Below are 24587 nucleotides of genomic sequence, written 5' to 3' on the forward strand. Positions count from 1 at the left end.
AATAAAAATACAAATAAATGATGGTAGGCGCGAATCAAACCGCAAAAAATAAATTTGTACAGCCATTTTTACAGTTGCCCAATATTTGTGCAACATTTCTGATATTGTGTCTAACCTAATTCTGATGTTATCTAATTAATCGAATATGAGAAATCAAATAATTAGACAGAAATCTCTAATTTATGTCTTGAAGTTCGTAGTAAGAACTTTAATCCTTATGGATTTCCAGTAACTTCTGCATCCTCACCAATATCTCTCGGCAGGCGGCTCAACCGGGTTTTTAGCTGGCTGGCATTAGACGTAATCTGAATTGAGTAGTTGCATCAAGATGGCTTTCAGTTGCCAGCTATGCTATGGCTAGTCCACTGCATAAGCTACCCCTGAGTAGATAGTGCCTTGCGGAAAACAATCTTGTCCGCCCCTTCTGCATAGAACTCGCGTATACGTGCTTCCTCATCGTAACCGTTCTTTCGATAGAACGCTCGCACATACTCAAAATCTGGAGTACCCATCGTCTCTACTAGTAATACCCGCGCACCCCGGTCTGCCAAAGTCCGCTCTACAAAGAGTAGCAGTTTCGCACCACGTCCTTGCCTTTGGTGAGTCGGGTGGACGGCAATCAATTGCAAGTTCCATGTCCCGCTAGTCATTCGTTCGGGTTCACAGTAGGCTAATCCCACAAGTCCTTCATCGTCGTCTGTAATCCAGAATGGATGAGTGTTGCTATCTTTGCTCAACGAATCGGTCAACATCTGACGCAACTCCTCTAGTTCGTCGGATGAAAAGAGTTCGATAGAGTCGGCTAAGGCAATTAGTGCATCTTTGTCGTCGGGCATGATTGGTCGGATCATAGCAAACTCCAGGTATGTAAAAGAAAAAATATGACAACAGTTGTTATGTCGCAAAGGAAATATAACAACTGTTATGATGAGATGTCAAGATAATTATTTTATGTGGCTGCAAACTAAGGAGAGTTATGAGTTATGACGATCGCCGCATTGAAGTTGCTAATGCGGCATGGCGGGTGATTATCCGTGAAGGATTAGATCGTGCTAGTATGCGGGCGATCGCGCAGGAACTTGGCTCTTCTACGGGCGTTGTGACCCACTACTTTCGAGATAAAGAAGAACTCATCTTATTTGCTCTAGAACGAGTGTTTAAAAACGTCCTAGAGGACATGAAATTCTGTGTCAAGGGACGGCAAGGAATTGACAGGCTAGAACAGATGATTCTTACGGCTCTCCCTCTGAAGATGAGTGACAAAGCCGATTGGAAAGTTTGGGTGGCGTTTTTGGGCTATTCAATCGGGCGCGAACATCTAGTTCAAAAACACCAAAAACGCTATGACATTTTACAGCAACTTATTTCTCAAGAGTTAGCTGACTTGCAAACAGCTAATCTGATTCGAGTCGATCTTGATGTAACTCTCGAAGCCAATGTACTCATCGCCCTAGTGGATGGCATTGGTACTGGAGTTGTCATCTGTCCTGAGCAATTCTCGGCAGAGCAACAACAATACCTTGTACGCCGACATATTAATGCTTTACTGGCATCATCTTGAATACTAAATAATCCCTCTCTCTATATTTTTAGATGGAGGGATTATTTTTTAGAGAACCTGGATTAGTGCAGGATAACTCTTCCATTGAAAAAGATGAGAAAATTTCTGCCTGATTCTACTTACCAGCCTTTATCTGCTTGTTCCAGGACGTAAGCTGCTACATCTTCAATTTGGTCAGGCTTTAAACGACCATTAAAAGCAGGCATGGCATTTTTACCCTTTGTTACTTGAGCAATAATCGCCTCTGCTGAGTACATACCGAACTGTTCCAAGGCATCTTTCTTCAAGGTTTTATTAGCTTGCACCAGATTCTTACCACCTGCATGACAGGAAGCACAGTTAGCACTAAAGACTTTTGCTCCATTTACACTGTCAGCAGCCAAAGCGGAATTACTGAAGGCAAAAGTGAAGATTGCTATGCCTAACAGTAAGATTGAAAAAATTTTCTTCATTTTGTGTTCTCTCTGCAACAAAGGCTTATTCAGCCCAATATCTTCCTATATAATTTTCAGGCGACTGAATTACCTGCGTCAAAAGACGGTCTGTCAAACTTCATGATTCTTTAGCTGCTAACTGGCTAATTGCTAACTCTGTGACGCGGCAAATTCTCCATTCGTCTAAAATCGATGCTCCCATGCTTCGGTAAAATGCCTGCGCTGACTCATTCCAGTCAAGAACACTCCACTCTAACCTGCCGCAATCTCTTTCCACAGCAATTTGAGCTAATTTTATCAGCAGTGCTTTGCCAATGCCTTGCCGCCGATACTCTGGTAAAACAAACAAGTCTTCAAGATAAAGCCCTGGTTTAGTCAAAAAGGTTGAGTAATTATGAAAAAATAGCGCAAAACCTACAGCTTTACCTGAGTATTCGGCTAATATTGCCTCTACATACTTTCGTGAGCCAAATAAATGCTCCTGTAATGCGGAAACATCGCCAGTTACAGCATGAGATAGTTTTTCGTACTCCGCTAGCCCTTGAATTAAGCCAAATAGTGCTTTGCTATCATCAGGTTCAGCAAAACGCACAATTAAATCACCATGTACAGTCATGAGTCTATGGTCAATAGTCCATAGTCATTAGTCCATAGTCAACACTCAATAGTCAACACTCAACAGTCATTAGTTTTTCTCCCCCTGCTCCCTGCTCCCTGCTCCCTGCCCCCTGCCTTCAAATCAGCCACCCCTTGAGACGTTTAGCTATGTGAGGGCGGCGTAATTTCCGCATAGCTTTACTTTGAATTTGGCGCACTCGTTCACGGGAGAGATTGAACATATTACCCACTTCTTCTAGGGTGCAGGGTTCGCTACTTGTCAAACCATAGCGGAGAGAAATCACATCTTTTTCCCGTGGGGTAAGAACATCTCCTAAAACCTCCCAAATCTCCTGACGCATCATGTTTTCATTCATTTTTGCTTCAGGAGACAAGTTGTCTTCATCTTCTAATAAATCCATCAGTTCCGTGTCTTCTTCTTTACCGACACGGTGGTTGAGAGAAAGTGCTTGTCTTCTTAACTGTTGCAGTTGGCGCAGTTGTTGGACACTGATTTCCAACGCTTCAGCCATTTCTGCTTCGGAGGGGTTGCGGCGGAGTTTTTGCTTGAGTTCCCGTTGGGCTTTTTTGAGTTTATTAAGTTTTTCTACGATGTGGATGGGTAGACGGATAGTTCTGGCATCATTAGCGATCGCTCTGGTAATGGCTTGTCTAATCCACCAATAAGCGTAGGTAGAAAATTTATATCCTTTATCGGGATCAAATTTTTCTGTCGCCCGATTTAAACCCATTGCCCCTTCTTGGATTAAATCTAGAAAAGGAACTCCCCGATTTAAATATCTCTTCGCAATTGATACTACTAATCTCAAGTTCGAGCGAATCATTTTCCGCTTGGCAACTCGACCTTGATATAAACGATGTTCTAGCTGCTTTTCTGTAACTTCTAATCGTGCAGCTATTTGCGCTTTGGTAGGTTGCTCTGCTAATTCTAATTGCAGAGCATCTTGTAAATCTTTGACGTCTTCTAAAAATTTGACTCGCCTAGCTAACTCTACCTCTTCATCAGGTTTGAGTAATGGGTAGCGTGCCATTTCTTTAAAAAATGCACCTACAGCATCATCATGCTCGGTTTTATTATACCCAGAAGGACGAGCAGCTGCCATTTGATCCCCATCCCGCTCATCTGACTCCAGATGTTCTACGGTTGGGACTTCTTCTTCTATGACTAGTTCCAAACTGTCAAGAGTTTCTTCTTCCTGTTCAACAGTATTCTCAAGTATTTCCATTGTTCCCAATTCAGCAATATTCATAGTTTCCTTGAGGGATTGTTGCTTGGTTTGGTACATAATTTAATGGCAGATGTTCACTAATAATAATTGACAGTTCCCTAAGTATGAATGCACCTGTTTGATCACAAAAACCAGCCTGATGCGAATTTATTGATAGAAGTTAAAATTAATTTTTAATTGACAGTTATTTATTGCCACTAACTTGAACTTCTCCATCATATTAGTTTTACACCCAGATTTTATTTTCTCAGTCACAACATATATACACTTATTGTTTTATTAATTTCCAAATCTGTCAAACACCTTCAACCTTTATCAATTTGAACATTTAGATAAAATACAGTTAGATATCACAGAATTTGAACTTTTGTAAATTTTTGGGGTGTTTAATTGAGATTTATGGAATTAATCGTCGTAGTTGTGGGTCTGGAGTTATCAGGTGAGGATAAAAATTATTAATGCTAATAATCAGGCAATTTACTATTTCCAAAAAAATGTTTGTATAAAAGCATCTCATATATAGAAAGGATTGAATATCTATCAACGGGCTGAAAAACGCTATTCCCTATTTAGTAAATAGATAAACTATTTCGGAAATCTTCAGGGATATAGTTTGATTTTTTATAGTAGACTTCAAATATTTATTGCACGTATGGGTGAGTTCAATTTGTCTAGTAGATTACATAAGAGGAAACTTATCAAGTATTATGGGTGATAAAAGTATTGTGAAATACATTTTACTTCTACAGGAGGAAAATTTTATATTTGGCGATTTCAGCGAATTTTGCTGTTCCAGTTCACACAAATAAGAATATTTATCTTTACATTTTAGACACCATGTATATTAATAACGTAAATTCACATAATTTGGTGGTTCATGAGACTACGGACTTTTACCGAACATCAACTAATAGAAATCGCTACGTCGAAGTCCTAGTAGATTGTCCAGGGAATACAGGACTGTTTACTTACCGTTTACCTGCCCAACTAGAAATTCAACCAGGAGACATATTAAGTGTACCTTTTGGCGCACAACAATTAGGCGCGATCGCAGTTAGATTATTGAGCCAACCCAACATTGACATACCACTAGAAAAAATCCGGGAAGTAGAAGATGTAGTCAGTTCGGCCTTTTTTAGCAGTGCTTATTGGGAATTGTTAAATAAAGTAGCATCATATTACTATACACCTTTAATTCAAGTGATACGAGTGGCATTACCACCTGGATTATTAGGGCGATCGCAACGTCGTATCCGGTTAATTATCAAACAAAAAGACATATTAACTTCTACTGCTTTTTTGAGTCCAACAGCGCAGCAAATTCTTAAACTTTTGCAGGCTCAATCAGCAGGGGATTATAGTTTCGCTTATTTACAACAAAAAGTCAAATCTGCCTATCGGGGAGTGAGGGAATTGCTGCGAATTGGTTTAGTAGAAAGCTATTTAGAACCTCCGCGCACAACTCGACCAAAAAGACAAAAAGCAGTGATATTAATTGACACCATAGAGAGAGATATAACCACGCGACAGAGAGAAATTTTAGAAGTATTGCGAAAACGTGGCGGTGAGTTGTGGCAAAGTGAATTATTGCAAATTACTAACGCCAGTTCCTCTGTCCTCAAGACGATGGAACAAAAAGGTTACATTGTTATAGAAGAACGGGAAATATTACGAAGAGAACAAGGTCAAGCATTAGCTTTAGATACATCAAAATCATTAAATCTAGCCCAAGCCAATGCCTTAGAAACCATTCAACAGCTAGAGGGATTTCATCAAGTCTTGTTGCATGGAATCACAGGTTCAGGCAAAACAGAAGTATATTTGCAAGCGATCGCCCCTCTGATCAAGCAGGGTAAATCAGCATTAGTTTTAGTCCCAGAAATTGGACTCACACCCCAACTCACAGATCGGTTTCGCGCCCGCTTTGGGAGTAGAATCAGCGTCTATCACAGCGCACTCTCCGAAGGCGAACGTTACGACACCTGGAGACAAATGCTTACCGGCGAGCCGCAAATTATCATCGGCACACGTAGTGCCATTTTTGCACCCTTACCCAACTTAGGTTTAATCATCCTCGACGAAGAACACGACTCCAGCTTTAAACAAGACTCACCCATCCCCACCTACCACGCCCGCACCGTCGCTCAATGGCGGGCAGAATTGGAAAATTGCCCCTTAGTCTTAGGTTCAGCAACACCTTCCTTAGAGAGTTGGGTGAATGTGGGGGGAGGAGGGGCAGGGGGCAGGGGGCAGGGGGCAGGGGGCAGGGGGCAGAGAGCAGGGGAAGTAGGGGAAGTAGGGGAGGCAGGGGAAGCAGGGGAGGCAGGGGAAGCAGGGGAGCAGGGGAGATTTTACCCCAATCCTCACTCCCTCGCTCCCTCACTCCCTCACTCAGAACTCAGCACTCAGCACTCAGCACTCAGAACTCAGCACTCAGCACTCAGCACTCATTACCTATCCCTCCCCGAACGCATTAACTCTCGCCCCCTACCGCCAATAGAAATAGTGGATATGCGGCAAGAACTGCAAGACGGGAATCGTTCTATATTTAGTAGGTCGCTACAACAAGCTTTAGAACAACTACAACAGACAAAACAACAGGGGATTTTATTTATCCATCGCCGGGGACACAGCACCTTTGTCTCTTGTCGTAGCTGTGGTTATGTCTTGGAATGTCCCCATTGTGATGTGTCCTTGTCTTACCACCAAATCGAAGTAGGCGCACCACAACTTTTACGCTGTCATTACTGTAATTATGTGCGATCGCATCCTCAAAACTGCCCTGAATGTATGTCCCCTTACCTGAAATTCTTTGGTAGCGGGACTCAGCGAGTCACCCAAGAATTAAGCCGACAGTTCCCAGACTTGACTTACATCCGTTTTGATAGCGATACCACCCGCACCAAAGGCGCACATCGTACCCTACTGACTCGGTTTGCTAACGGCGAAGCAAATTTACTAGTGGGGACACAAATGCTTACCAAAGGCTTAGATTTACCCCAAGTCACATTAGTGGGAGTGGTTTCGGCTGATGGCTTACTGCACCTGTCAGATTATCGCGCCAGCGAACGAGCCTTTCAAACCTTGACTCAAGTAGCTGGACGTGCAGGCAGAGGTGACGATCGAGGTAGAGTAATTATGCAAACTTATACCCCAGAACATCCCGTCATTGAAGCAGTCAGAAATCACGACTATCATTCATTCGTGCAAGCCGAACTAGAACAACGGCAAGACCTCAATTATCCACCCACAGGCAGGTTAATCTTATTGCGCTTGAGTAGCCTTGATCCCATCCAAGTCCAGAATACAGCCCAAATCATCGCCACAGCTTTAACAGCGAAGGCAGGATTTGAAATATTAGGGCCAGCACCAGCTAGTGTGATGCGCGTCGCCAACCGTTTTCGCTGGCAAATATTACTCAAATTCGACTCAGAAGCCTTACCCCAATTACCCGACTGGGAAGAAGTGCGATCGCTCTGTTGTGATAGCGTTAGCTTAACAATAGATGTAGACCCGTTAAATATCATATGATTCCTCTGTGTCTCCGTGTCTCGGTGGTTAAAAATCTCTTAATTTCACCACAGAGACACAGAGGCACAGAGTAAAAATGAAATTAATTTAAGTGTTCTTGATGGAAACTTTAAACATCTACTACAAAATCATCAAGACAGCAAACTGTAACTACCGCTAAATGAATGAGGTGGTGTGAAATATTGCCAAATTGCTCACACTCCTCTAGACAAGTAGGTTATTTTTTATCTCTAAGAATTAGACAGTATTGGCTAAAAATTGAGTACAAAATAAATGGGACAAGGTTTATTACAAATTGGTTTAACGCTATGTATTGTGATAGCAATCACACCCCTTTTAGGTAAATACATAGCCCGTGTGTTCCTTGGCGAAAGGACATTATTAGATCGGTTAATGAATCCGATAGAACGCAGCTTCTACGTTCTTGCTGGTATTCGCCCAAAAGATGAAATGACGGGTTGGCAGTATGTGCGAGCGATACTATACACTAACCTGTGCATGGGTATTCTTGTATATTCACTGATATATTTTCAGAGGTTGTTACCTTGGAATCCCAATGGCTTTGCTGCTCCTCGTTGGGATATCCTACTGCATACTGTAGTTTCATTTGTCACAAGTACCGACCAGCAACACTATACTCCTGAGACAACCCTGAGTTACTTTTCCCAAGTTGCAGCGTTAGGATTTTTGATGTTTACCTCAGCTGCTACGGGGATAGCAGTAGGTATTGCCTTTATTCGGGGACTCACAGGCAAAAAACTGGGGAATTTTTACGTTGATCTGATCCGTGCCGTTACTAGAATATTATTGCCTATTTCAGTGATTGGTGCGATCGCCTTAGTTTTATTAGGTGTACCGCAAACATTACAACCACCGTTAGAAGTCACCACTCTAGAGGGAGGTACTCAATACATAGCCAGAGGGCTAGTAGCCTCCTTTGAAATGATCAAAATGTTGGGTGAAAACGGCGGTGGTTTCTTTACTGCTAACTCTGCTCATCCCTTTGAAAATCCTAACAGTGCTTCTAACTTGCTCGAAATCATCACCATGATTGCGATCCCCGCCGCCATGATTTATGCCTATGGCGTATTCGCCGAAAACATGAAACAGGCTTGGCTATTATTTTGGATGGTATTTGTAGTATTTGTAATTCTAATTTGGGTAGCCGCCGGGGGAGAACTCCAAGGAAATCCCATAGTAAACGGGACTTTGGGTGTAGATCAACCAAATTTAGAAGGGAAAGAATTAAGATTTGGTTGGGCAGAGACAGCATTATGGGCAGTCACGACAACCTCAACCATGACAGGTGCAGTCAACGGGATGCACGATTCCTTCATGCCATCAGGAATATTTGCGACATTATTTAACTTATTCCTGCAAATTATCTGGGGTGGGCAAGGTACAGGAACAGCTTATCTATTTGTTTATCTAATTCTCACCGTATTTTTAACCGGCTTGATGGTGGGACGCACCCCAGAAATTTTTGGACGCAAAATCGAAAAACGCGAAATCGTCCTCGCCAGCGTCGTCTTACTGATTCACCCCATATTAATCTTAATTCCCAGTGCGATCGCCCTCGCCTATCCCTTTTCCCTTTCTGGCATTACCAACACAGGCTTTCATGGGATTTCTCAAGTAGTTTATGAGTATGCCTCAGCTAGTGCCAACAATGGTTCTGGCTTAGAAGGACTCACAGATAATAGCCTGTGGTGGAACTTAAGCACCAGCATCACCATCGTCGCCGGACGCTACATTCCGATGGTTGCCGTCTTATTGTTAGCTGATAGTATGTCTCGCAAGCAAACAGTACCCCAAACCCCTGGCACACTCAAAACAGATTCCTTAATATTTACAACAGTTACAGCCGGCATCGTCTTGATTTTGGGAGTGTTAACATTTTTCCCAGTGTTAGCACTAGGCCCTATTGCTGAAGGGTTTAAACTAGCGTCTGGTAGTTAGAAGGGAAGAGGGGAGACTTAAATCAGCTATCAGTCACTTGAAACTGTTCACTGTTAATGCCCAATCCCCAGTTCCCAAGAGTTATTTAATTTTGACTTTTGACTTACCCTCCGGGTTCGCTTTTAGCGTTCTCGTAGAGTAGCCGCTTTCGCGTCTATGACTTTTGACTTGATTTATCCCCAATCCCCAGAATATGAATCCAGTTGCATCTACCGCTAAAACTAAATCTCGCCGTCAAGCCCGCAAAAAAGGCCGAATCAAGACTAGAAACATTTACCTCAGAGCCATCTGGGATGCTTTTATCAAGCTCAACCCCAAATCTGCCATCAGAAACCCCGTGATGTTTTTGGTGTGGATGGGGACACTCATCACCTTAGCCGTCACCATCAATCCCAATCTATTTGGCACAACCCAACAGCAAAACCCCCAACTGTTCAACGGCATTTTAACAGGGCTGTTATTCTTCACCGTTTGGTTTGCTAACTTCGCTGAAGCCTTAGCAGAAGGAAGAGGTAAAGCCCAAGCCGATACTTTACGTTCCACTAAATCAGAAACCCTAGCAAGAAAACTCTCCCCCGATGGCACAATCTCGGAAGTTCCTTCCCCTAGTCTCAGACAAGGCGACACCATTTATCTAGTCGCTGGAGATACCATTCCCGCCGATGGGGAAGTAATTATGGGTGTGGCTTCAGTGGATGAATCAGCCATCACTGGGGAATCTGCACCAGTTCTGAAAGAATCAGGCTCAGATATCGCTAGTTCTGTGACTGGTGGTACACGCATCCTCTCCGATGAATTAATTATCCGCGTCACCGCCGATCCCGGTAAAGGCTTTATTGACCGGATGATTGCCCTCGTTGAAGGGGCAGAACGCATCAAAACCCCCAATGAAATCGCCCTGACGGTATTATTAGCGGTTTTGAGCTTGGTGTTTCTGTTGGTTGTCGTTACCTTACCAGCCTTTGCTTTCTATGCCGATAGTCCCGTCAGCGTCTCCATTTTAGTCGCCTTACTAGTAGCCTTAATTCCCACCACCATCGGCGGCTTACTCAGTGCCATCGGCATCGCTGGTATGGATAGAGTCGCTCAATTTAACGTCATTGCCACATCAGGTAGGGCAGTAGAAGCCTGCGGTGATATTAACACCCTAGTTCTCGATAAAACCGGCACAATCACACTAGGGAATCGCTTGGCGGAAGAGTTTATCCCCATTAACGGTCATGCAATGGAGGAGATTGCAAGTGTCGCTTGGGTTGCTAGTGTCTTTGATGACACCCCTGAAGGTAAATCCATTACCCGCCTCGCCGAAAAACTGGGTGCAAGATTTGATTTCGACTTCAACCAAGCCCAAGGAGTCGAATTTTCTGCAAAAACCCGCATGAGCGGTACTAACTTACCAGGGGGAAGGGAGGCGCGTAAAGGTGCAGTGGGGGCGATTAAAGGATTTGTCCGTTCTCGGAATGGTCAAAGTACACCCGAATTAGATACTGCTTACGAAAAAGTATCCCAACAGGGAGGTACACCTTTGGCTGTGTGCTTAGATCATGAAATCTATGGCGTTGTCTATCTTAAAGATATTGTTAAACCAGGCATCCGCGATCGCTTTGAGCAATTACGCCGCATGGGTGTACGTACCATCATGCTCACAGGTGATAACCACATTACTGCATCTGTGATTGCCCAAGAAGCAGGCGTTGATGAATTCATCGCCGAAGCCACACCAGAAGACAAAATCAGTGTGATTCAACGGGAACAAGCCCAAGGCAAACTCGTAGCCATGACAGGAGATGGGACTAACGACGCGCCAGCCCTCGCTCAAGCTAATGTTGGTGTAGCCATGAATACGGGTACGCAAGCTGCCAAAGAAGCCGCCAACATGGTAGATTTGGACTCCGATCCCACTAAATTAATTGATATTGTCAGCATTGGTAAACAACTGCTAATTACACGGGGAGCGTTGACAACCTTTTCCATTGCTAATGATATTGCTAAATATTTTGCAATTCTCCCAGTTATCTTTATGGGGGCTAATCTGCGAAGTCTCAATATTATGAATTTGACCAGTACCAACTCGGCGATACTATCAGCATTGATTTACAACGCCTTGATCATTCCCGCTTTAATTCCCTTAGCCTTAAAAGGTGTCAAGTTTAGACCTCTTACAGCTAACGAATTGCTACAACGCAACATCTTGATTTATGGCTTAGGCGGAGTGATTGCACCATTCATTGCCATTAAATTGATAGATATGCTAATTACCTTGGTGGGACTGGCCTAACAAGGTAAAACGCAAAAGTCAGAAGTCATAAAAAATTTTTATTTCTTTGGGCGGTTATAGAGTTAGAAAGTATGAAAAAAGAAATTAATAGCTTTAACCAGTTTAAATTATTAATGAAAGATGATAAACCTGGTGGCTAAAGCCTTGTAATTCTTCCCAATAGATCAAAATAGCTGGAAAATTTTATATGTCATTTATTCGAGAAATTATCAGAGCAATTCGTATTACCCTGGTACTTTGGTTAATCACAGCAATCATTTATCCCTTGGGAATTTTAGTAATTGGTCAAGGTTTATTTCCTTCTCAAGCTAATGGTAGTATCATGCAAAGTATAGAGGCTCAACCAATAGGTTCAGCCTTAATTGGTCAGGTCTTTATCTCAGATAAATATTTTCATGGTCGTCCTAGTACAGTCAGATACTCTCAAGGTCGAAAAGCCAGACCCATTGGTATATCTGGTGCTAGCAATCTTGCTCCTGGCAATCCAGAATTAATCAACAGAATCATCGAAACAGCTAATCAACTACGAGATGAAAATGTTCAACCTTGGGCTGAATTAATCTACACTTCTGGCTCTGGATTAGATCCCCATATTTCCGTCAATGCCGCTAGACAACAGTTAGAAAGAGTTGCCCGCGCCCGTGATGTGAAAGAAAATGAAATTCTACCTCTAATCAATAAATATACTGATGGCAGATTTTTAGGTATTTTTGGTGAACCAGGGGTCAATGTTTTGAGGTTAAATTATGCCCTTGACCTCCAAGACATTAATCGTCAAAATCGTTCGTAATTTTTTCCTTGTAGCTCACCCATAAATTTGGAATTACGAATTACATTAGCGTAGCGGGGTACAGCCCATCACAAATTATTTATGTATGCAGCACGTAAGGGCAAACACAAAATCTTTATAGGTATGGCCCCCGGAGTGGGTAAAACTTACCGAATGCTAGAAGAAGCCCAAGCACTTAAGCAGGAAGGTATTGATGTAGCGATCGCGCTTTTGGAAACCCACGGACGGATAGAGACAGCAGATAAAGCAGAGGGGCTAGAGACTATACCGCGCCAGCAAATTGTGCGGGGAGATTTGACACTCACAGAAATGAATACTGATGCTATTTTAAAGCGATCGCCTCAGCTAGCCTTAATTGATGAACTCGCCCATACTAATGTCCCCGGTTCACTACGCGCCAAACGTTACGAAGATGTAGAAGTCATCTTGGCAGCAGGTATTGATGTCTACTCCACCATGAATGTACAACACTTAGAAAGCCTCAATGATGTAGTAGCACGGATTACTGGTGTAGTTGTTAGAGAACGTGTACCCGATCGCATCCTGGAAGCAGCAGATGAAATTGTAGTAGTAGATGTCACACCAGAAACTTTACAGGAACGGTTATTGGAAGGCAAGATTTATGCACCAGCCAAAATTCAGCAATCACTCAATAACTTTTTTCAACGGCGAAATTTAATCGCATTGCGGGAGTTGGCTTTACGCGAAGTAGCCGACAATGTGGAAGAAGATGCGATCGCTACTACTCCCAACGGAAAATTCTGTAATATTCATGAGCGAGTCTTGGTGTGTGTATCGACTTATCCCAACTCAGTACAATTATTACGTCGGGGAGCTAGACTAGCCGGTTACATGAATGCACCTTTATATGTTTTATTTGTAGCCGATACAGACCGCTTTCTCACCAAAGAGGAAAGCTTACATATCGATACCTGCGAAAAGTTGTGTAGAGAATTTGCAGGCACTTTTATGCGTGTGACTAATAGTAACGTAGCCAATGCGATCGCCCAAGTCGCAGAGAAATACCATATAACTCAAATCGTCATCGGTGAAAGTCAGCGATCGCGTTGGCAAATTCTCCTCAAAGGGTCTTTAACTCAAAAATTAGTGCGCTTACTCAAAAATATCGATTTACACATCATTGCTAGTGAGAAAATATCTAAATAATCTACATCATTCGTGAGAGCCGAGAAACCAGGGTTCTGATGTGATATAAATAAAAATTATCTCCAGACACTTAAAAGTATCGTGGAGAGATAATCATGAGTATTTTTAGTTAAATAATGTCTCAGTCCTAGCCAAGTTTACAAGCAATATAATCTATGCTCAATTTGGCTAATCTCTCGTAGTTTCAATTAAGACTACTTAGCATTTTGTAACTTTTGTTTGCGGCGTTGTTGTAGCACCATACCACCCACAGCTAGCATCCCCAAGATTGCGCCAGGTTCAGGTGTAGATTGGGGGTTAGGATTGAACTTACCAGTCCCAAGGTGAAATGTGTGGTTGTCGGTTTCAAATCCACCGCCTCCAACTTGGGAAAGCCTAATTTCGTCAAAGTTGTCTAGTGCGCTGTCAGAGAAAAACTCAAAGAAGCCATTCTTTTGGTCGTTCATGTTTATACCCACAACTGTCGCAATATTGTTCAACTGGTTGTAGTCCCATTTAGCAACTGTTACTCCTCCCTTGAGTAATTCAAAAGTATTACCGGGGCTTAAAGCACCTGCATTAAGACCAAAATAGTTGAAAATGCCACCATCCTTGGCTGTGATACTGACAGAGTTATTTTGAAAAACTGCTAAATATTCGCTCTTATTTACTTCACCACCAGCACCAGCAGGGGCCCAATTATCATTAAATATACCCGTGCTTCCCTTACTTGTAGCATAGCTACCGCCAGAAAAGGTGTATTTCACCAGCTCGTTACCTTTAAATGTTTTGTCTGTTACACCATTGAAATCAATAGTTGTAAAGTTGCTATTGTTGACATTTTCAGAGAAAGCACCTTGATTAGTTACGGCTGGTGAACGGTAAGCACCAGCAGTGTAGGTCAAGCTAATAGCATGGGCAGAACCAGCGTAAGCAAGAGGAGCGATCGCAGATGCAGAAAGAGCAGCAGCACAAGCAATTTTTTTGATAAACATATTTTCGAGTTGCCTTGAAGGTTGTTTGTATAAGTAAATTGTGTAACTAATTCGTAATAGAAACTAGGATGTAATTACTAGATTTGGAATAATAGATTCAATGTGTAAAACCGTGATATTTTGTATCTGTTTCAAAGGAAAATATAGTATAATTACTTAAAAAATATATGGGTAATATTTGTTTTATAGAACAAGTGTAAACTTCCTATGAAATCATCATTAGTCTTTAAAGTAATGTCTTTTGGCTAGCAGTGAAGTTAAAGAACAGATGAAAACTCAAGCCATTGATAGATGGAAACTACTCAGCCGTTGTTACTAGCGATAAAAACTGAATAATGACAGCAATTGAAGCAAGTATTTTTTGACATGGGCAATGGCATCAACTAAACTACTACACGATGGCGGAAAGCAGGAATAAAATACTATTCAAAATCAGTAAAAAGGCTACAGCGCAGGTATTTTATCTTTTGCCTTTTACCTTTTATATTTTTATAAGAGCCTTTGTTTATGCACCAGACTGGACAAACTACTGCCCCTACCCGCGTGATTGGTTTAATCAGTGGCACATCTGTAGATGGTATAGATGCCGCTTTGGTAGAAATTTCCGGTACAGATTTGGATCTGCAAGTTGAGTTACTAGCAGGGGAAACCTATCCCTATCCTGGGGAACTGCGAGAAAAAATCTTGGCGGTTTGTGCTGGTGTAGCCATGTCAATGGCAGAATTAGCAGAATTAGATGATGCGATCGCCAAAAGTTTTGCCCAAGCTGCCCAAAATATTCAAAAAAACCACCAGTCAGCTACTTTGATCGGTTCTCATGGTCAAACTGTATATCATCGACCGCCTGAAAGTAAGGGAGCAGGAAAACTGTCTCTTGGTTACAGCTTACAATTGGGTCGTGGTGATTTGATTGCCCACCTGACGGGAATTACGACTGTTAGCAACTTTCGCGTAGCTGATATTGCTATTGGTGGTCACGGTGCGCCCCTTGTACCCAGAGTAGATGCGTTTTTACTCAGTCACCCCCAAGAAGGACGTTGCATTCAAAACGTCGGCGGTATTGGAAATGTGGCATATATCCCGCCCCGTCGTGACGACTGGTTAAATAAAATTCGTGGTTGGGATACTGGCCCTGGTAATAGTTTGCTAGATTTAGCAGTGCAGCAATTAACGGATGGTGCTAAAACCTACGATAACGGGGGTAAATGGGCAGCTAGCGGTAATCCCTGCTATCCCTTGGTGGAACAATGGTTATCTCACGAATATTTTCATCTACACCCACCAAAATCTACAGGTCGGGAGTTATTTGGTGTAGATTACCTGCATCAGTGTTTTCAAGATGCTGCACCATATCAACTAACTCCAGCTGATATGCTGGCAACATTAACAGAACTAACTGCGGCTTCCATTGCGCACAGTTACCACACCTTTTTACCAGAAATGCCCAACCGCGTCTTTTTATGTGGCGGCGGTAGTCGGAATCTTTATTTGCAACAACGTTTGCAGTTATTATTGGGAGAAATACCAGTTTTAACCACTGATGACGTAGGTTTAAATGCCAATTTTAAAGAAGCGATCGCCTTTGCTGTTTTAGCCTACTGGCGACAATTGCATCTCCCTGGTAACTTACCGGCTGCAACAGGCGCACCCTGCGAAGTCTTGTTAGGAGAAGTTCATAGCTGAAATGCTTCCATCCCCTTGTCTCTTCTGCTTGCTGCCTCTAAAATTGTGGGTGAAATGGACATCATGTATCATGCAAGCTGTTTACCCTATATATATATAGTTACTGAGAAAGAGGGGACGGAGATATGAGGGTTTGGTTGGCTTGCTTTTTGGTATTATTTGCTTTAGCAGAACTGTTTGACTGGTTAAAAGGATTGTCTCTACCATTACCTATCTATATTTTGGGTGGTGCTTTCTTAGCGGTTGCTTCTAACTATGAAAAGATTATTGGATCTTATTTTAGTGATGGAAGTGAACAGTCTCAGATAAAGTCCTTTGCTCCATCTACTGATGCAATCCCTCTAACACCAGCTAATCAAGTTGTAGATGCTCAACAGGAGGAGATAGTTTGAAGCTGGGGTAGAAAAACAGCGATCCCTGCGGCTGGCTGCGCCTATGCTCTAAGCCAGTAACTTGCTACATTAAATACAGCTAGCTTATGTGACTTTACGCTCACCCCAATTCAGGCTACTTTCCCAACGCCGTGATTAGTGGAATATTAAACAGACTCAAAAGTGCGTTCATCAAAGATAAGAGTTACCGTGACACCAGTTTTAATCAGCACTGGTGGCAAATAATTTTGGTTACTACTCTAGGGGTTACGACTTTAGTTTGGGTCAGTCGGGAATTGAAATTGTTGCAGTCTTGGGAGTTGAAAGCCTATGATCAGATATTGCGATCGCGTCCTGTAGAACCACCAGATCCACGCATATTAGTAGTAACAATTACCGAAGAAGATTTAGCCCAAGAAAAATGGCCTCTGTCAGATGCCACTATTAACAAACTCTTAGTCAAATTAGAATCTCATCAACCCCGTGTCATTGCTTTAAATATTTACCGCCCGACGCAAAACAATTTAGCCAATGGTTTAGAAAATCCTCACAATATTATTGGCACTTGCTTGTTTAGCAGTATGGATAGGTCGGAAATTCCAGCCCCAGCCAATTTACCACCTGAGAATATTGGTTATAACGATTTAATTCCTGACAGTCAGGAAGATCAAATTATTCGCCGTGCTTTATTATTTTCTGAGCCAACAGACAAAAATTGTACTACACAATTTTCATTTGCTGCTTTAGCAGCAATTAACTATCTCGAACAAGCTGATATTAATGTCGATTTTATTGAACCCCAGAATTTCCATCTCGGCAAAACTATCTTCCCCATTCTCTCAGCTAATTCCGGTAGTTACCAAGATATCAATGCGCGTGGTTATCAAATCCTCCTAAATTACCGCCATCCCAACAACTTGGCTCAAACAGTTACTCTCACTCAAGTTCTGAACAATCAAGTTAACCCCAATTGGGTCAAAGATAAACTAGTAATTATTGGTACAACAGCCGCCAGTGTTCATCCTGGGTTATATACACCCTACACAGCCTCATCTAAGCAACCAACTAGAACACCTGCGGTTTTTATCCACACCCAGATAGCCAGTCAACTCCTCAGCACAGTCTTGGATGAACGACCCCTAATTTGGTATTGGCCTGACTGGGTAGAACTAATTTGGCTTGGGAGTTGGTCATTAGTGGGGAGCGTGTTGGGATGGCGACTGCGACATCCTTTGTTATTGGTAATAGTGGGAGGTACAACCTTAGCTGGTTTAGTCGGGATATGTGCTGGTTTGTTTCTCCAAGCTGGATGGCTTCCCCTGATTCCTCCAGTTTTAGCTTTAGTTATGAGTAGCGTGAGTGTCATGAGCTACACAACCTATAGAACACAGCAGCAAACCAAGGTCATACTGCTGCAAGTGGAACAACAACAAGCAGCAATTGAGCAGTTAAATATGCTCTTACAAGAAACTCAAGTAACTACAGCTATTACAGCACTTCATGACCTACATTCTCACAAAGATTCAGCTAGTGTCACCCCAGAAAAAAATACTGGCGACTTCTTATTAAGTGATCGTTATCAAATTATTTCAGTGATTGCATCGGGGGGATTTGGTCGCACTTATTTAGCCCAAGATACCCAAAGACCAGGAAACCCTAGTTGTGTCGTGAAACAGTTAATGCCCGCCCGCCGAGATACCAAATTTTTACAAGTTGCTCGCAGGTTATTTAATACTGAAGCAGAGATTTTAGAAGTGTTGGGTAAACATCAACAAATTCCCACACTGTTTGCTTATTTTGAAATAGGTGAAGAATTTTATTTGATAGAAGAATACATTCCTGGACATACATTAAATGAAGAATTACCCCCTACAGAAAATATCAAGAGTGAAGCTTTTGTGATTGCCATGCTCAAAGAAGTTTTAGAAGTTTTGGCATTTATACATGAGCATCGGGTAATTCATAGAGATATTAAACCAACAAATATTATTAGGTCTGCTAAAGATAATCGATTAGTATTAATTGATTTTGGTGCAGTGAAATTAATGCAGCCAGTAAGCAGCGAAGAAACAGAATTAGCTACGGTTGCCATCGGGACGAGGGGATATTCGCCACCAGAGCAATTTGCTGGTCATCCCCGTTTAGCTAGTGATATTTATGCTCTCGGTATGATGGGGATTCAAGCATTAACGGGGATATCACCCCAAGAACTCCGACCAGATACTGAAACAGGTAATGTGATGTGGAGAGAATCCGCAGAAGTCAGTGCAGAATTAGCAGAAATTTTAGATAAGATGGTGCGCTATCATTTTAGCGATCGCTATCAATCAGCTAATGCTGTATTGCAAGATTTGAAGCAAATTGCTGATTTAATATATTCATAATCTGAATTATTGCTGAGAAAGTGGTGAAAACTATCTTGCAAATTCCCTGGAAATTTTCAGCCAAGCTTTAAGACTGCATCATTTAAGACTTACTAAGTACCGTAATACTAAAAGCAGTCTACTAAAGCAACTTATACACCTATGCAGCAAGCGTCTCATCCCGCAGTCATCCTGGGTGGTGGCTTCGCTGGGCTGTTCACAGCTTTACACTTAAGCCAGCAAAATTACTCCCATCCGATTATTTTAATTGAACAGCGCGATCGCTTCAGTTTCAAACCCTTATTATATGAACTGTTAAGCGGCGAACTCCACAGCGAGCAAGTTTATCCCCGATACAGAGAACTTTTAGCTGGTAGTAATGTCAACTTTGTACAGGATACACTTCTATCTATTGATCTACACCGACAGCAAGTTAGGTTAGCTTCTGGTAGAAATTTTAACTATAGTAACTTAGTGTTAGCACTGGGGAGCAAAACCACCTACTTTAATACTCCGGGTGCGGCAGAATGTGCGATGCCGTTGACATCTGGGGAACAGGCGATCGCACTCCGCAAACACTTGCGCCACAGACTACATCAAGCCATCCAAACTCAAGACATAGCTCGCCGTCGCTTACTGCTGACTGTTGCCATTATTGGAGCAGGGCCAGCTGGGATTGAACTGGCTTGTACCTTAGCAGATTTATTACCCATTTGGTATGACGAATTGGGCGGTGATGCTGGTGAAGTTCGGGTAGTCTTAGTCAACCGTAGCCGAGAAATTCTCAAAGGTGATGTTAATAGTCATTTGCGTTGCACAGCCCAACGTGCGCTAAAAAATCGGGTGATTCCTGTAGATTTTTTATTTGATGCGGCTGTCACTCAAATTACAACCAACGGCGTAGAGTACAAACAAAACGAGCAAACAAAGGTTTTACCAGCCGGCACGATCGCTTGGACGGCTGGAACTGCTCCGCATCCTTTATTGATGGAGTTACCAGTCCCCAACAACCGAGGACGGCTACTGGTGACACCAACTTTACAACTTCCAGATTTCCCCGAAGTGTTGGCGGCGGGAGATTGTGCCGCAGATAGCGACAATCCCCAACCACCTACAGCCCAAGTCGCCTATCAACAAGGAATTGCGATCGCGCAAAATCTCAAGCGGATGAGGGAAGGTAGACCCAGTATTCCTGTAGAAATCCAAATGCGCGGGACTTTGATGAAACTGGGACTCAATGAAAGTGTGGCGAACTTATTCAACAAAGTCCAAATCAAAGGACAAGCCGGTCATTTGATTCGCGAAGCAACATATCTACAACTCTTACCCAACTCTACCCATAATCGCAAAGTCACCACCGAATGGTTGACCGAAGAATTATTTCAGCGCGATCGCTCCATCACCCATATGCAACTCGGGCAAACCCCGTTTCTGCCTGGAATTGCCACTACTGCGGCGGCACTAATTTTAGCCACCCCCCTGGTTTGGCGAGCTGCTCAACCTACCCAATTTCAACAAAACCTCAGTTGGTCAGGCATACCAACATTACTAAATCACCTTACACCCCCCTCTCGATAAATACTCTCTGCGTCTCTGCGTCTCTGCGTGAAAAAATTTTGATTTTTTGGAATTTAACCATGAAATACCTACTCAACCTCCGCACAGCTTTCATCGTCAATCGCGTCACAATGGGCGTTTTCTTTCTCATCTCCGGTATTGCCAATTACTTAAATTTCAGTGTTCCTAACGGTTTCTACCAAACAGTCCTAACTCAAAAACTACAAATTATTGGCCCGGGAATTCCACCAGGATGGGAAGGTATAGGCCCTTTACCTTGGTTAATCGCTATTCCCTACGGTTGGTTACTACCTTTAGCCGAAATTGTGTTGGGTGCATTGTTTGCGCTTAACTATTGGGTGCGGTGGACAGGGTTATTGCTAATACTCATGACCTTTAGCATCATTTTGGCATTCGGTATTATTCCCGCCGGTACTTTGTTTCCCAATGGCGCAGAAAGCTTTAACAAGAACATCCTATTTATGACTTTGATTTGGATGTGCATTGCTTATGATGCTTACGAACAGAAAATGAGCCGTCGTCGCGCTCAAGCATCGGCTGATTATAGTCTTACTCCATCGGTTGATGATATGTAAAACATCACACGGAAATATAGAAAGTATTACTGTCAACTAAACTCTGGAGAAGATGTTATGACTACTGCACACTACGATTTAATTATTATTGGGACTGGTGCGGGTGGTGGGACGCTGGCTTATAAGCTTGCTCCCACTGGGAAGCGAATTTTAATTCTGGAACGTGGTGCTTTTTTACCTCGTGAAAAAGCTAACTGGGATACAGTGGAAGTAGTACAGAAAGACCGTTATCACACTCATGAAGTTTGGTATGACCACAAGGGAAATTCTATTTATCCTGGTACAGGTTATTTTGTCGGTGGTAATACTAAAGTGTATGGTGGTGCGCTGTTTCGGTGGCGGGAACAAGATTTTGAGCAGGTAATTCATAAAGGGGGAATTTCGCCGGCATGGCCACTGAAATACCGTGATTTTGCACCTTACTATACTGAAGCTGAGAAACTTTACGAAGTACATGGTAAGCGAGGTTTAGATCCAACTGAGCCTGCTGCAATGGAAGATTATCCCTATCCGGCTATTCGTCACGAACCGCGTATTCAAGAGCTTCATGACTCACTTAAGGATGAAGGTTATCATCCGTTTTATCTCCCACTGGCGATTAAACTCAATGAAGTAAATCGTCATTTGAGTGCTTGTATTCGTTGCGATACTTGTGATGGTTTTCCTTGCTTGGTAGATGCAAAAGCTGATGCAGATGTGAATTGTGTGCGTCCAGCAGAACAGTATGATCATGTCACTCTGATGACTGAAGCTAGAGTACAACGTCTACATACAAGTCCTTCTGGACGAGAAGTTACGACGGTGGAAGTTGAAATTGATGGGGAAATTCATTTCTTTTCTAGTGATATTGTAGTCGTTTCCTGTGGGGCGATTAATTCAGCCGCTTTATTGTTGCGTTCAGCTAATGAGCAACATCCCAATGGCTTGGCGAATAGTTCTGATCAGGTGGGAAGGAACTTCATGAAGCATCAGAACGGAGCGATGATTGGGGTGAGTTCAAAATCAAATTTGACTACATTTCAAAAAACCTTAGCCATCAATGATTTTTACTGGGGTGATGAAGATTTTGATTATCCAATGGGTCATGTGCAGTTACTAGGTAAAGTAAATGCAGATATGATTGCCCAAGAATCACCATCAATTTTGGGACTATCGTTTAGGGAAAGACATACATTTGAAGCGATCGCTAATCACTCGGTAGACTGGTGGTTAACTGCGGAAGATTTGCCTGATCCCAATAATCGCGTCACACTCCGGGATGATTCTATTCAGTTGCACTACACCGAAAACAACACCGAAGCCTACAATCGTCTAGTCAATCGTTGGACACAGGTATTGAAGAAAATTGGTTGTGGTGAAAGAATTATTCCCGCCTCTTTCTATTTCCGCAAAAAACTACCATTGCAAGGTGTCGCGCATCAGTGCGGTACTTGTCGTTTTGGTGAAGATGCTCAAACTTCTGTGTTGGATATTAATTGCCGCACCCATGATATCGATAATTTATATGTGGTCGATGGTAGTTTCTTTCGTTCCAGTGCTGCTGTTAACCCAACTTTGACAATAATTGCTAATGCTTTAAGAGTAGGTGAGCATTTAATTGAACGTATGGGTTAATGTGCATAAAAATATCCAGAATTGTCAGTGACCATCTGTTAAGTCTTGAAATTACACAGTCTGATTATTGACTGTTGACTGTTAACCGTCAGCAGTCAAAAGGGTTAATTTTTTCATAAAATTATATTTGATTACTTTTCAGTATTTTTACTACAACAATATTTCTCTATCACATACTAAAAAGGTAGATACAGGCATAAATGAACAGTTATGAAAATTACTATAAATTTAGCAGCATCTCTCAATGAAATTTGTCGTATTCATTTACAAAATGGAATCATTTCTAGTCATGCACATTCATTAATTGTTAAATCTATTAATGAATTAATTTTATCAGGTATTGTTAAGCAAAGTTTAAAAGTAGGTGATATTGTTCCTAACTTTATTCTACCTAATGCTTTCGGTCAACCAATAGAATTACAAAATCTACTAGCTAGTGGTGCTGTCGTTATTTCCTTTTTTCGAGGTCATTGGTGTCCTTTGTGTAGCTTGGAACTAGAAGCACTCCAGCAAGCATTACCAGCAATCCAGACATTAGGAGCAGCACTAATTGCTATTTCACCTCAGACCCCCCACTATACCACATTAACTGTAGTAAAACAGGAAATAACGTATGAAGTATTGAGCGATCGCCGCAATGATGTCGCGCGTCAGTTTGGGATTGTATTTCAAATCCCGGAGTATTTAAGACCAGTATTTCAAGAGCAAGGCCATGTCTTACCTAAATACAATGGAGATGAATCTTTTGAACTACCCATTCCAGCTACATTTGTAGTTTCTCAAGAGGGAAAAGTCGTGTATGCTTTTGTTGATCCAGATTATACTAAGCGGTTAGATCCAATTGAAATTGTGAGTATTCTGCGAAATATTTCTATGTTTAACAAATCTGATTAAGATTACTCCCGGAGTGCATAAACCACACCACGCACTTTATGCACTAAGCGTTTCTCGTTGTTTTCTTTCAACTTGAGCCGCAAATAATGAATATAAACTTCTATCGCTTTTGATGAGGAATATGTAAATCCTTAGCCATCAGGAGTTTTATCTTAATTAGGTTAGAAAAAATTTATTAGTTTATAACACTAAAATCTCATAATATTTTAATTTCTTAATCAGTATGAACTCATGTTCATGAAGCAATCTATTAATTATCGGTTACGAATTTGCATCAAATATATAACCAAAAACGAGCGAGGATTACATCATGAAAAATTTAATTGGCGGGTGTTTGTCAGTTCTTTTACTAGCTACAGGTTCTACAGCTATGGCTATACCTATAAATTATGACAATATATCATCATCACCCCAACAAGTTGCCTTACAAGTAAACGTCCCTCATATTACTAGCTCTGGCGTTATAAATAATTCTCACTTTATTAGAGTTGCAGTAGTAGGAATGTCTTTAGAAAACATCAATATTTATTTACCCAGTCAAATGGAACGATTTAATGGCATAAAAATTAAAGATAAATCTGGGAGAGATATTGCAGCTAAAACAGAAGTTACTAAGGAACGTTTATCAATTACCTTTGATCAACCTATAACTCCTGGAAATTCTTTGGAAGTGCAATTTACAAATGTACAAGCCAGAACTTCCATTAGCAGAATTCTGCTTTATGGCGTAACAGCTAAGAGAGTAGGTTTGCGGGGAGAAATTCCCATTGGTACAGCTAGAGTCGATTTACCTGATAAAAGCTAGAGTGTTGCTGTTGTAGAAGATGTTTTTGCAACAGATATTATGTAATATTTATATCCCTGACTTCTTTAATAAATCGGGGATATGATCTAAAAATATTTGTCTGTCGCAATTATTCTTATAATTTCTCATTAATATTACTTCTCAAGTTAACTTTTTATTTTAT

19 protein-coding genes and 1 pseudogene are annotated in these 24587 nt (G+C 41.9%); 14 read left to right on the forward strand and 6 right to left on the reverse strand.

Annotated features, from left to right (window positions below; translation table 11 throughout):
* Positions 1–374: 374 nt before the first annotated feature.
* Complete coding sequence (locus ACM0OR_RS05520; protein ID WP_190697753.1) at positions 375–851, reverse strand: GNAT family N-acetyltransferase; 477 nt, start codon at positions 849–851, stop codon at positions 375–377.
* A gap of 125 nt (positions 852–976) precedes the next feature.
* Between ACM0OR_RS05520 and ACM0OR_RS05525 the strand changes: the two genes are divergently transcribed.
* Positions 977–1561: a TetR/AcrR family transcriptional regulator gene (locus ACM0OR_RS05525; RefSeq protein WP_414575356.1), complete on the forward strand. Its 585-nt coding sequence runs from the start codon at positions 977–979 to the stop codon at positions 1559–1561.
* A 119-nt stretch (positions 1562–1680) separates the two neighbouring features.
* On the opposite strand, the gene petJ is transcribed toward ACM0OR_RS05525, so the two are convergent.
* From petJ to ACM0OR_RS05540, 3 genes are all read right to left on the reverse strand, one after another.
* On the reverse strand, positions 1681–2013 hold the full coding sequence (gene petJ, locus ACM0OR_RS05530) for a cytochrome c6 PetJ (protein ID WP_323266933.1): 333 nt from the start codon (positions 2011–2013) through the stop codon (positions 1681–1683).
* 100 nt (positions 2014–2113) lie between these two features.
* Positions 2114–2611, reverse strand: coding sequence for a GNAT family N-acetyltransferase (locus tag ACM0OR_RS05535; RefSeq protein WP_190697758.1), 498 nt, complete (start codon positions 2609–2611; stop codon positions 2114–2116).
* 118 nt (positions 2612–2729) lie between these two features.
* Positions 2730–3899, reverse strand: a complete 1170-nt coding sequence (locus tag ACM0OR_RS05540) for an RpoD/SigA family RNA polymerase sigma factor (RefSeq protein WP_190697761.1) — start codon at positions 3897–3899, stop codon at positions 2730–2732.
* 780 nt (positions 3900–4679) lie between these two features.
* On the opposite strand from ACM0OR_RS05540, the gene priA reads away from it, so the two are divergent.
* The 5 genes from priA (at position 4680) to ACM0OR_RS05565 (ending at position 13567) form a co-directional block, all read left to right on the forward strand.
* Positions 4680–7373: a primosomal protein N' gene (gene priA, locus ACM0OR_RS05545; RefSeq protein WP_414575357.1), complete on the forward strand. Its 2694-nt coding sequence runs from the start codon at positions 4680–4682 to the stop codon at positions 7371–7373.
* Positions 7374–7646: 273 nt separating this feature from the next.
* Positions 7647–9332, forward strand: coding sequence for a potassium-transporting ATPase subunit KdpA (gene kdpA / locus ACM0OR_RS05550; RefSeq protein WP_414575358.1), 1686 nt, complete (start codon positions 7647–7649; stop codon positions 9330–9332).
* A 193-nt stretch (positions 9333–9525) separates the two neighbouring features.
* Positions 9526–11610 carry a potassium-transporting ATPase subunit KdpB gene (kdpB, locus tag ACM0OR_RS05555; protein ID WP_414575359.1) on the forward strand — a complete coding sequence of 695 codons (2085 nt, stop codon included), beginning with the start codon at positions 9526–9528 and terminating at the stop codon, positions 11608–11610.
* 187 nt (positions 11611–11797) lie between these two features.
* Positions 11798–12400, forward strand: coding sequence for a K(+)-transporting ATPase subunit C (gene kdpC / locus ACM0OR_RS05560; protein WP_323266938.1), 603 nt, complete (start codon positions 11798–11800; stop codon positions 12398–12400).
* An 81-nt stretch (positions 12401–12481) separates the two neighbouring features.
* Positions 12482–13567, forward strand: a complete 1086-nt coding sequence (locus tag ACM0OR_RS05565; RefSeq protein WP_414575360.1) for a sensor protein KdpD — start codon at positions 12482–12484, stop codon at positions 13565–13567.
* Between the two features lie 194 nt (positions 13568–13761).
* Here ACM0OR_RS05565 and ACM0OR_RS05570 read toward each other — a convergent pair whose 3' ends face one another.
* Entirely contained in the window at positions 13762–14541 is a 780-nt protein-coding gene (locus ACM0OR_RS05570) for a PEP-CTERM sorting domain-containing protein (RefSeq protein WP_414575361.1), read from the reverse strand.
* A gap of 507 nt (positions 14542–15048) precedes the next feature.
* Between ACM0OR_RS05570 and ACM0OR_RS05575 the strand changes: the two genes are divergently transcribed.
* The 7 genes from ACM0OR_RS05575 (at position 15049) to ACM0OR_RS05605 (ending at position 23619) form a co-directional block, all read left to right on the forward strand.
* Positions 15049–16224 carry an anhydro-N-acetylmuramic acid kinase gene (locus ACM0OR_RS05575; RefSeq protein WP_414575362.1) on the forward strand — a complete coding sequence of 392 codons (1176 nt, stop codon included), beginning with the start codon at positions 15049–15051 and terminating at the stop codon, positions 16222–16224.
* A 125-nt stretch (positions 16225–16349) separates the two neighbouring features.
* Positions 16350–16616: a hypothetical protein gene (locus ACM0OR_RS05580; protein ID WP_323266942.1), complete on the forward strand. Its 267-nt coding sequence runs from the start codon at positions 16350–16352 to the stop codon at positions 16614–16616.
* Between the two features lie 131 nt (positions 16617–16747).
* Positions 16748–18979: a CHASE2 domain-containing protein gene (locus ACM0OR_RS05585; protein ID WP_414575363.1), complete on the forward strand. Its 2232-nt coding sequence runs from the start codon at positions 16748–16750 to the stop codon at positions 18977–18979.
* A 141-nt stretch (positions 18980–19120) separates the two neighbouring features.
* Positions 19121–20536 (forward strand): NAD(P)/FAD-dependent oxidoreductase, encoded by a 1416-nt coding sequence (locus tag ACM0OR_RS05590; protein ID WP_414575364.1) that lies wholly within the window; start codon positions 19121–19123, stop codon positions 20534–20536.
* 59 nt (positions 20537–20595) lie between these two features.
* Positions 20596–21111, forward strand: a complete 516-nt coding sequence (locus tag ACM0OR_RS05595; RefSeq protein ID WP_323266945.1) for a DoxX protein — start codon at positions 20596–20598, stop codon at positions 21109–21111.
* A gap of 57 nt (positions 21112–21168) precedes the next feature.
* Positions 21169–22725, forward strand: coding sequence for a GMC oxidoreductase (locus ACM0OR_RS05600; RefSeq protein ID WP_414575365.1), 1557 nt, complete (start codon positions 21169–21171; stop codon positions 22723–22725).
* Positions 22726–22935: 210 nt separating this feature from the next.
* Entirely contained in the window at positions 22936–23619 is a 684-nt protein-coding gene (locus ACM0OR_RS05605; protein WP_414575366.1) for a peroxiredoxin-like family protein, read from the forward strand.
* Between the two features lie 2 nt (positions 23620–23621).
* On the opposite strand, the pseudogene ACM0OR_RS05610 reads toward ACM0OR_RS05605, so the two are convergent.
* Positions 23622–23732, reverse strand: a pseudogene (locus ACM0OR_RS05610) (winged helix-turn-helix domain-containing protein); the annotation flags it as partial.
* 197 nt (positions 23733–23929) lie between these two features.
* Between ACM0OR_RS05610 and ACM0OR_RS05615 the strand changes: the two are divergent.
* Positions 23930–24424, forward strand: a complete 495-nt coding sequence (locus tag ACM0OR_RS05615; RefSeq protein WP_323266948.1) for a DUF2808 domain-containing protein — start codon at positions 23930–23932, stop codon at positions 24422–24424.
* Positions 24425–24587: the final 163 nt, after the last annotated feature.

The sequence above is a fragment of the Anabaena sp. CCY 9402-a genome, from assembly GCF_963920945.1.
Classification (GTDB): Bacteria; Cyanobacteriota; Cyanobacteriia; order Cyanobacteriales; family Nostocaceae; genus Trichormus; species Trichormus minutissimus.